This window comes from Caulobacter sp. S45, assembly GCF_903642205.1.
Taxonomy (GTDB): domain Bacteria; phylum Pseudomonadota; class Alphaproteobacteria; order Caulobacterales; family Caulobacteraceae; genus CAHJWH01.
The window spans coordinates 1-7,042 of record NZ_CAHJWH010000159.1; the positions used below are offsets into that span (position 1 = coordinate 1).

The window sequence follows — 7,042 nt, forward strand, 5'->3', positions numbered from 1 at the left end:
TGTCACAGAGGCCATGCGCAACCCGCGCCAGATCGACATGGAGCTGGTGGACGCCTACCTGGCGCGGCGCGCGCTGGACTACCTGGTGGGCTTCACCCTGTCGCCGGTGCTGTGGCGGAAGCTCCCAGGCGCGCGCTCGGCGGGGCGGGTGCAGTCGGTGGCGCTCCGGCTCGTCGTCGACCGCGAGATGGAGATCGAGGCGTTCAAGACCCAGGAGTACTGGAGCGTGGAGGCCGACGTCTCCGCGGGCTCCGACCCCTTCCTGGCGCGGCTAGTGAAGCTCGACGGCCGCGCGCTGAAGAAGTTCGACCTGCCCAACGCCGATCTCGCCCAGGCCGCCCGCAAGGCCGTGGCGGCCGCAAGCTTTACCGTCACCGCGGTGGAGAAGAAGCCGGCCCGGCGCTCGCCCGCCCCGCCCTTTACCACCTCCACCCTGCAGCAGGAGGCGGCGCGCAAGCTCGGCTTCTCGGCCCAGCGGACAATGCAGGCGGCCCAGAAGCTCTACGAGGGCGTGGACGAGAACGGCGGCCTGATCACCTACATGCGGACAGACGGGGTGCAGTCCTCGCCCGAGGCGATCGCTGAGGCGCGCAAGGTCATCGCCGGGCGCTTCGGCAACGACTACGTCCCGGCCGACGCGCGCCACTACAAGACCAAGGCCAAGAACGCCCAGGAAGCGCACGAGGCGATCCGCCCGACCTCGCTCGCCCGCCTGCCCGGCCAGGTCCGCCTCGAAGGCGATCTGGCGCGTCTGTACGAGCTGATCTGGAAGCGGATGATCGCCAGCCAGATGGAGTCCGCCCGCATCGAGCGCACCACCGTGGACCTGGACGCGGCCGGCAAGATCGGCCTGCGGGCGGTGGGTCAGGTGATCCAGTTCGACGGCTATCTCGCCGTCTACGAGGAGGGACGCGACGACGGGGCCGAGGACGAGGACAGCCGCCGGCTCCCCGCCATCAACCAGGGCGCACGCGCCGACGTGCACCAGGCCCGCGCCGACCAGCACTTCACCGAACCGCCGCCGCGCTATTCCGAAGCTAGCCTGGTCAAGAAGCTGGAGGAGCTGGGGATCGGCCGCCCGTCCACCTACGCCTCGATCCTGGGCGTGCTGCGCGACCGCGAATACGTGCGCATGGACAAAAACAGGTTCCACCCGGAGGACAAGGGCCGCCTGCTGTCCGCCTTCCTGAAGCAGTTCTTCCTGCGCTACGTGGAATACGACTTCACCGCCGACCTGGAGGAGAAGCTCGATCGGGTCTCCGCCGGCGAGCTGGAATACAAGGTCGTGCTGCGCGACTTCTGGACCGAGTTCCAGAAGGCCATCGCCTCAGTCGGCGACCTGCGCATCTCCGAAGTGCTGGAGGAGCTGAACACAGCCCTTGGCCCCGCCATCTTCCCGGAGCGGGAGGACGGGTCGGACCCGCGGGTCTGCCACACCTGCGGCACGGGTCGGCTGAGCCTGAAGGCCGGCAAGTTCGGCGCCTTCATCGGTTGCTCCAACTATCCGGAGTGCCGTTACACCCGCCAGCTCGGCGTCGCCGAGGGCGAGGAGCCGGTCTCCAGCGACCGCGAACTCGGGATCGACCCGGCGACCTCCCACAAGGTGTGGCTGAAGATCGGTCGCTTCGGCCCCTATGTGGAGCTGGAGGCGGACGTGGAGGACAAGAAGGCCAAGCCCAAGCGCTCCAGCCTGCCTAAGGGTTGGGAGCCGGCCTCCATCGACCTTGGCCAAGCGCTGCGGCTGCTAAGCCTGCCGCGTGAGGTGGCGCTGCACCCCGAGGACAGCGAGCCGATCTTCGCGGGGCTCGGCCGCTACGGCCCCTACGTCCAGCACAAGGCCACCTACGCCAGCCTCGGCGACATCGAGGAGGTGTTCGAGGTCGGCCAGAACCGCGCCGTGACGCTGCTGGCCGAGAAGCGGGCCGGCGGCGGACGTGGGGCGCGGGGCGCACCGGCGGCGCTGAAGGAGGTGGGCGCCCACCCCGTCTCCGGCGAGCCGATCCGGGTGCTGTCCGGGCGCTACGGCCCCTATGTCAACGCCGGGAAACTCAACGCCAACGTGCCCAAGGGCGCGGACCCCGCGGCGCTCACGCTCGACGAGGCGGTGAAGCTGCTCGACGAGCGCGCGGCGAAGGATGGCGGCGGCAAGTCGGCCCAGCGGAAAACGTCAGCGAAGGCGACCAAGCCTGCGGCCAAGACGCCGGCGAAATCGGCCGCGAAAGCGAAGGCCTCTGGCAAACACGCAAAGGCCTGAGCTCAGCCCCTCTCCCTTGCGGGAGAGGGAGATCGCGTCACCGCTCCCAGGGCGCGATGCAGTAGTGGGGCGAGCCGTCGTCGGCGATGTAGACGTTGCTGCGGGCGTCGTAGCGGGGATGGTGGTCGTAGCACCAGCGCACGTGCTGGGCGCGCACGACACCTGGCGGCGGCGGAGGCGGCGGGTAGTAGTCCGCGCAGGCGGCTACCGCGGCCGAGGCTGTGCAAACCAGGGCTACGGTGACGAGTCTTTTCATGGCGTTTCCCCTACTGGACGAACGCCAGCAAGCCTTTCGGCGGCTGAATGGCCGCTGAACAAGGGGATCAGGCCGGCATTGGCGCGTCCTCGGCGGCGCGGACGCCGTCGGACCGCCGCCGCTCGCAAAGCACTACCGTCAGGCTGCCCCCCAGGATCAAAAGGCCTCCGGCGACGGCCAGCCAGGTAGGCCTGTCATGGAACAGGGCGACGCCCAGGATGGAACCTACGACGGGCTCCACGTTGATGAAAACCCCGGCCGCCGCGGTGGAGACCTTCGGCGCGCCGATCTGCCAGCACAGGGTTGCGGCCACAGTGGACAGCAGGCCCTGCCCCACGATGCCCACCCAGGCGCTCGGCGGGAGCGACAGCCGCGGCGACCCGTGCATCAGGCTGACCAAAACCAGGAGGACCAAGGCGGCGACCACGATGCTGGCGCAGGCCGTGTGGACCGGAGACGCGCCCATGCTCGCGACCCGCGCAGCGTGCAGCCAGCCCAGGAAGAGCGGCAGGGATAGCAGGCACAGCCCCACACCCAAGGGCGCGACGCCCGGGCCGGGCTTGCCCGCGATCAGCATGGCGCCCGCGGTCGTCGCCACGATGCCCGCCCAGGCCGCCGGCCCAACCCTCTCACCCAGTATCGCTGCGCTCGCCGCGATGAGGGCTGGCATGATACCGACAAGCAGTGCGGCGACGGTGACGCTGGTGCGCGCCAAACCTTCGAATTGGGTCAGGAATCCCAACGCGTAGAAGCCACCCGCGAGCAGCACCGCAGGTCGTCGCATCAAACGCCTTCCGCTCGAGCTGAACAGCACTCCCGGCGCGGCTGCCAGCCCCGCCACCAGGAAGCGCAGCAGGATCATGTGCGCCGCATTGGTCTCGGCCAGGGCCAGCTTGCCGAACGGCAGCCCCAGCCCCCAGAACAGGCCGGAGGCGAACAGGGCGAGGTAGGGCCAGAGCGACATGGGCGCGGTGTGCCCGAAGCGAGGGACCTCTCCAAGCCCGGCGACCTGCTATGTCTGCAGACCCCGGCTCAGCTAATCCCCATATTGGCTTTCTATGGCCAAGCCCCCGACTCGCCGCCGCTCCAAGACCGAACGCTTCGAGCGGCCGTCGTCCGACTCGCCCCTGTCGGCCGCCCTGCCCTCCCGCGACGAGCTCGCCCGCTTCATCCGCGAGGCCGGCCAGACCGACGTGTCCGCCATCGCCAGCCGCTTCGGCCTGAAGGGGTCGGACCGGCGCGACCTGCGAGTGCTGCTGAAGTCGATGCAGGCGGACGGCGGCCTGGGGCGGCGCGGCCGCAGGGGCCTGGCCGAGGCCGGCGCGACGCCTCCGGTCGGCGTCGCCGACGTGGTCGAACGGGACGCCGACGGCGAGCTCTTCGTGCGCCTGGCCAACGCCGGAGAGGACGCGCCCCTGGTCCGGCTGGCTCCCGACGCAGCCGAGAAGGCTGCGGGCGCGCCGGGACTGGGCGATCGGGTGCTGGTGCGCTTCGTCGCCACGGAAGCCGGCGAGACGGAAGCGCGGCTGATCAAGAGGCTCGGCCAGAGCGCCCACAAGGTGCTCGGCGTGGTCCGCAAGGCTCGCAAGGAAACTCGCGTGGAGGCCGTGGACCGCAAGTCCAAGGAGGTCATGCTGCTGACCGGAGAGGACGCGGAAAAGGTGCGGGAGGGCGACCTAGTGGTGGCCCAGCCCGGCTCCGGCCGCCCCGAGCACCGCTACGGCCCCAAACCCGGCCGCCTGCTGGAGATCATCGGGCGCGAGGACCAGCCCCGAGCCGCCTCGCTGATCGCGATCCATAGCCACGGCATCCCTACGGGTTTCCCGGAGGCCGCCGAGGAGGAATCGGAGCGGGCGCGGCCGCCGACGCTCGCCGGGCGGGAAGACCTGCGCGACCTGCCGCTGATCACCATCGACCCCGCCGACGCCCGGGACCACGACGACGCCGTCTACTCCCACCCGGACGAGGATCCGGCCAATGCGGGCGGCTTCGTCGTCTGGGTGGCCATCGCCGACGTGGCGGCCTACGTGCGCCCGAGCTCCTCCCTGGACCGGGCGGCCTGGGGCAAGGGCAACTCGGTCTACTTCCCCGACCGGGTGGAGCCCATGCTGCCCGAGCGGCTGTCCGCTGGGCTCTGCAGCCTGGTGCAGGGCGAGGACCGGGCCTGCTTCGCGGTGCAGATGCAGTTCGACCGCACGGGACGGAAGGTGCGCCACCGCTTCACCCGCGGGCTGATGCGCTCGGCCGCAAAACTCTCGTATGAACAGGCCCAGGCTGCCATCGACGGAGAGCCCGATGACCAGACAGACCCTTTGCTGGAGCCGATCCTTCGGCCGCTGTGGGCCGCCTACGCCGCGATGAAGGCGGGGCGGGAGGCGCGCTCGCCGCTGGAGATCGAGTCGGAGGAGCGGCGCATCCGCTTGAACGCCGAGGGTGAGGTGGTCTCCATCGAGAAGCGCGCCGGCTTGCAGGCGCACAAGCTGATCGAGGAGATGATGATCCAGGCCAATGTCTGCGCCGCCGAGAGCCTGGAGCAGAAGAAGACGCCGCTGATCTACCGCATCCACGACGCGCCCAGCAAAGAGAAGCTGTTCGCGCTCGGCGACTTCCTCTCCACTGTAGGCATCAGGTGGAGCAAGGGCGAGGCGGCGACCACCCGCCGCTTTAACGACCTGCTGCGCCAGACCCGCGGCGGCCCGCACGCCCAGATCGTCAACGAGGTGGTGCTGCGATCCCAGATGCAGGCCGTCTATTCCCCCGACAACATCGGCCACTTCGGGCTGAACCTGGACCGCTACGCCCACTTCACCTCGCCCATCCGCCGCTATGCCGACCTGGTGGTGCACCGGGCCCTGATCCGCGCGCTGAAGCTCGGACAGGACGGGCTGAGCGATGCCGAGCTGCCGCGCCTCACCGAGACGGCCGAGCACATCACCGCCTGCGAGCGCCGCGCCATGGCGGCCGAGCGCGACGCCAACGACCGCTACGTCGCCTCCTTCCTGTCCGAGCACGAGGGCGCGACCTTCGAGGGCCGCATCACCGGCGTGACGCGCTTCGGGCTATTCGTGCGACTGGAGGACACCGGCGCCGACGGGCTGGTTCCTGTCTCCTCTCTGGGCGGGGAGTACTTCGTCCATGACGAGCGCACCCATGCCCTGGTCGGCGAGCGTTCAGGCAAGCGCTGGCGGCTTGGGACGCGCGTGCAGGTGAAGCTGCTCGAGGCCACCCCGGTCACTGGTGGCCTGCTGTTGGAAATGCTGAGCGAGGCGGATCCCGCCGATCCGACCGCCCCCCGCCCGAAGCTGGGTGTACGCGGCCGCAGCACCCGCCCCGTTCCGGGCCGCGGGCGCAAGCGCTGAACCAACGACCTGTCTTGCTCGCCCTCGCGGAGCGACTAGCCCGCAGCGCAAGGATGGCCTAAACTCAAACGATCGGGGAGTAGCCACCTCCAGCTTCTGGAGGCCCTTCGTCAACATGCTCGGCTGACGCCGTGGCGAAGGCGGGCGATCAAGGATCGCTTGGCGAGACCGACGACATCGCCCTCCCGGCCAGGAGGGAGAGAGGTCGTCTGTCGATCCGGCCCTTGAGCATGATATGCGCCAGCCCAATCGCATCCAGGTCTACGCTGCGCTCAGCATCCCGCTCGCCCTATCAGTGCTCGGGTTGAAATATGTGGCCTTCCTGGTGACAGGGAGCGTGGCGCTATATTCGGACGCCATCGAGAGCATCATCAACGTCGTCACCGCCTTTGCGGCCCTGGGCGCGGTCTGGATCAGCGCCAAGCCCGCCGACGCCAACCACCCTTACGGCCATTCCAAGGTCGAGTACTTCTCGGCGGTGCTGGAAGGCGTGCTTATCATCGTCGCCTCCCTGCTCATCCTGCGGGAAGCCTGGCGCGGCTTCCACCATCCCAGACCCCTGGATGCGCCGTTGCTCGGCCTGACGGTTAACGGGATGGCGACCGCGCTGAACGCCGTCTGGTCCTGGGTGCTGATCTCCCGAGGTCGGCGGCTACGTTCTCCCGCCCTGCTCGCCGATGGTCGCCACCTGCTGAGCGACCTCTACACCTCGGTAGGGGTGATCGCGGGGGTGATCCTGGTGGCGGTGACCGGCTGGCGGATGCTGGACTCCACCATCGCAGCGCTGGTCGCGGTGAACGTGCTCTGGTCCGGCTGGGGCGTCATACAGGAGAGTACGGCCGGATTGATGGATCACGCTCTGCCTGACAACGAGCTGGAGCAGGTGCAATCAACTATAGCGGCCGAGATGCTCGGCGCACTGGAGGCGCACGACGTCCGAACCCGCCAAGCCGGGCGGGTCACCTTCATCGACTTCCATCTGGTGGTTGGCGAGACCATGACCGTGCTAGCCTCGCACGCGATATGCGACCGGATCGAGAACGCGCTCACGGCCAAGTTCCCCGACTCGGTGATCTCCATCCACGTAGAGCCACCGCACAAGCAGAAGGACAGCGGGGGCGTGCTCCTGATGTCCGACGAGCCGTAGCAGGCCTGAACGTCGGGCCGCCCTAG

5 protein-coding genes and 1 riboswitch are annotated in these 7,042 nt (G+C 69.2%); of the genes, 3 read left to right on the top strand and 2 right to left on the bottom strand.

The window, feature by feature from the left end:
* A partial coding sequence (gene topA / locus HUV06_RS13515; RefSeq protein WP_174301780.1) for a type I DNA topoisomerase occupies nucleotides 1–2,254 on the top strand: 2,254 nt, incomplete at its 5' end.
* Between the two features lie 37 nt (nucleotides 2,255–2,291).
* Here the strand turns inward: topA and HUV06_RS13520 are convergent.
* Both HUV06_RS13520 and HUV06_RS13525 read right to left on the bottom strand, forming a co-directional pair.
* Nucleotides 2,292–2,510, bottom strand: coding sequence for a BA14K family protein (locus HUV06_RS13520; protein ID WP_174301781.1), 219 nt, complete (start codon nucleotides 2,508–2,510; stop codon nucleotides 2,292–2,294).
* A gap of 67 nt (nucleotides 2,511–2,577) precedes the next feature.
* Nucleotides 2,578–3,474 (bottom strand): DMT family transporter, encoded by an 897-nt coding sequence (locus tag HUV06_RS13525; protein WP_174301782.1) that lies wholly within the window; start codon nucleotides 3,472–3,474, stop codon nucleotides 2,578–2,580.
* Between the two features lie 94 nt (nucleotides 3,475–3,568).
* Here HUV06_RS13525 and rnr point away from each other — a divergent pair, with 94 nt between their 5' ends.
* The gene (rnr, locus tag HUV06_RS13530; protein ID WP_174301783.1) at nucleotides 3,569–5,869 is read left to right on the top strand and encodes a ribonuclease R; all 2,301 of its coding nucleotides are present in this window, start codon (nucleotides 3,569–3,571) and stop codon (nucleotides 5,867–5,869) included.
* A 62-nt stretch (nucleotides 5,870–5,931) separates the two neighbouring features.
* Nucleotides 5,932–6,108: riboswitch (yybP-ykoY riboswitch) on the top strand.
* Complete coding sequence (locus tag HUV06_RS13535) at nucleotides 6,105–7,016, top strand: cation diffusion facilitator family transporter (RefSeq protein WP_174301784.1); 912 nt, start codon at nucleotides 6,105–6,107, stop codon at nucleotides 7,014–7,016. It overlaps the preceding riboswitch by 4 nt.
* The last annotated feature ends 26 nt before the right edge of the window (nucleotides 7,017–7,042 follow it).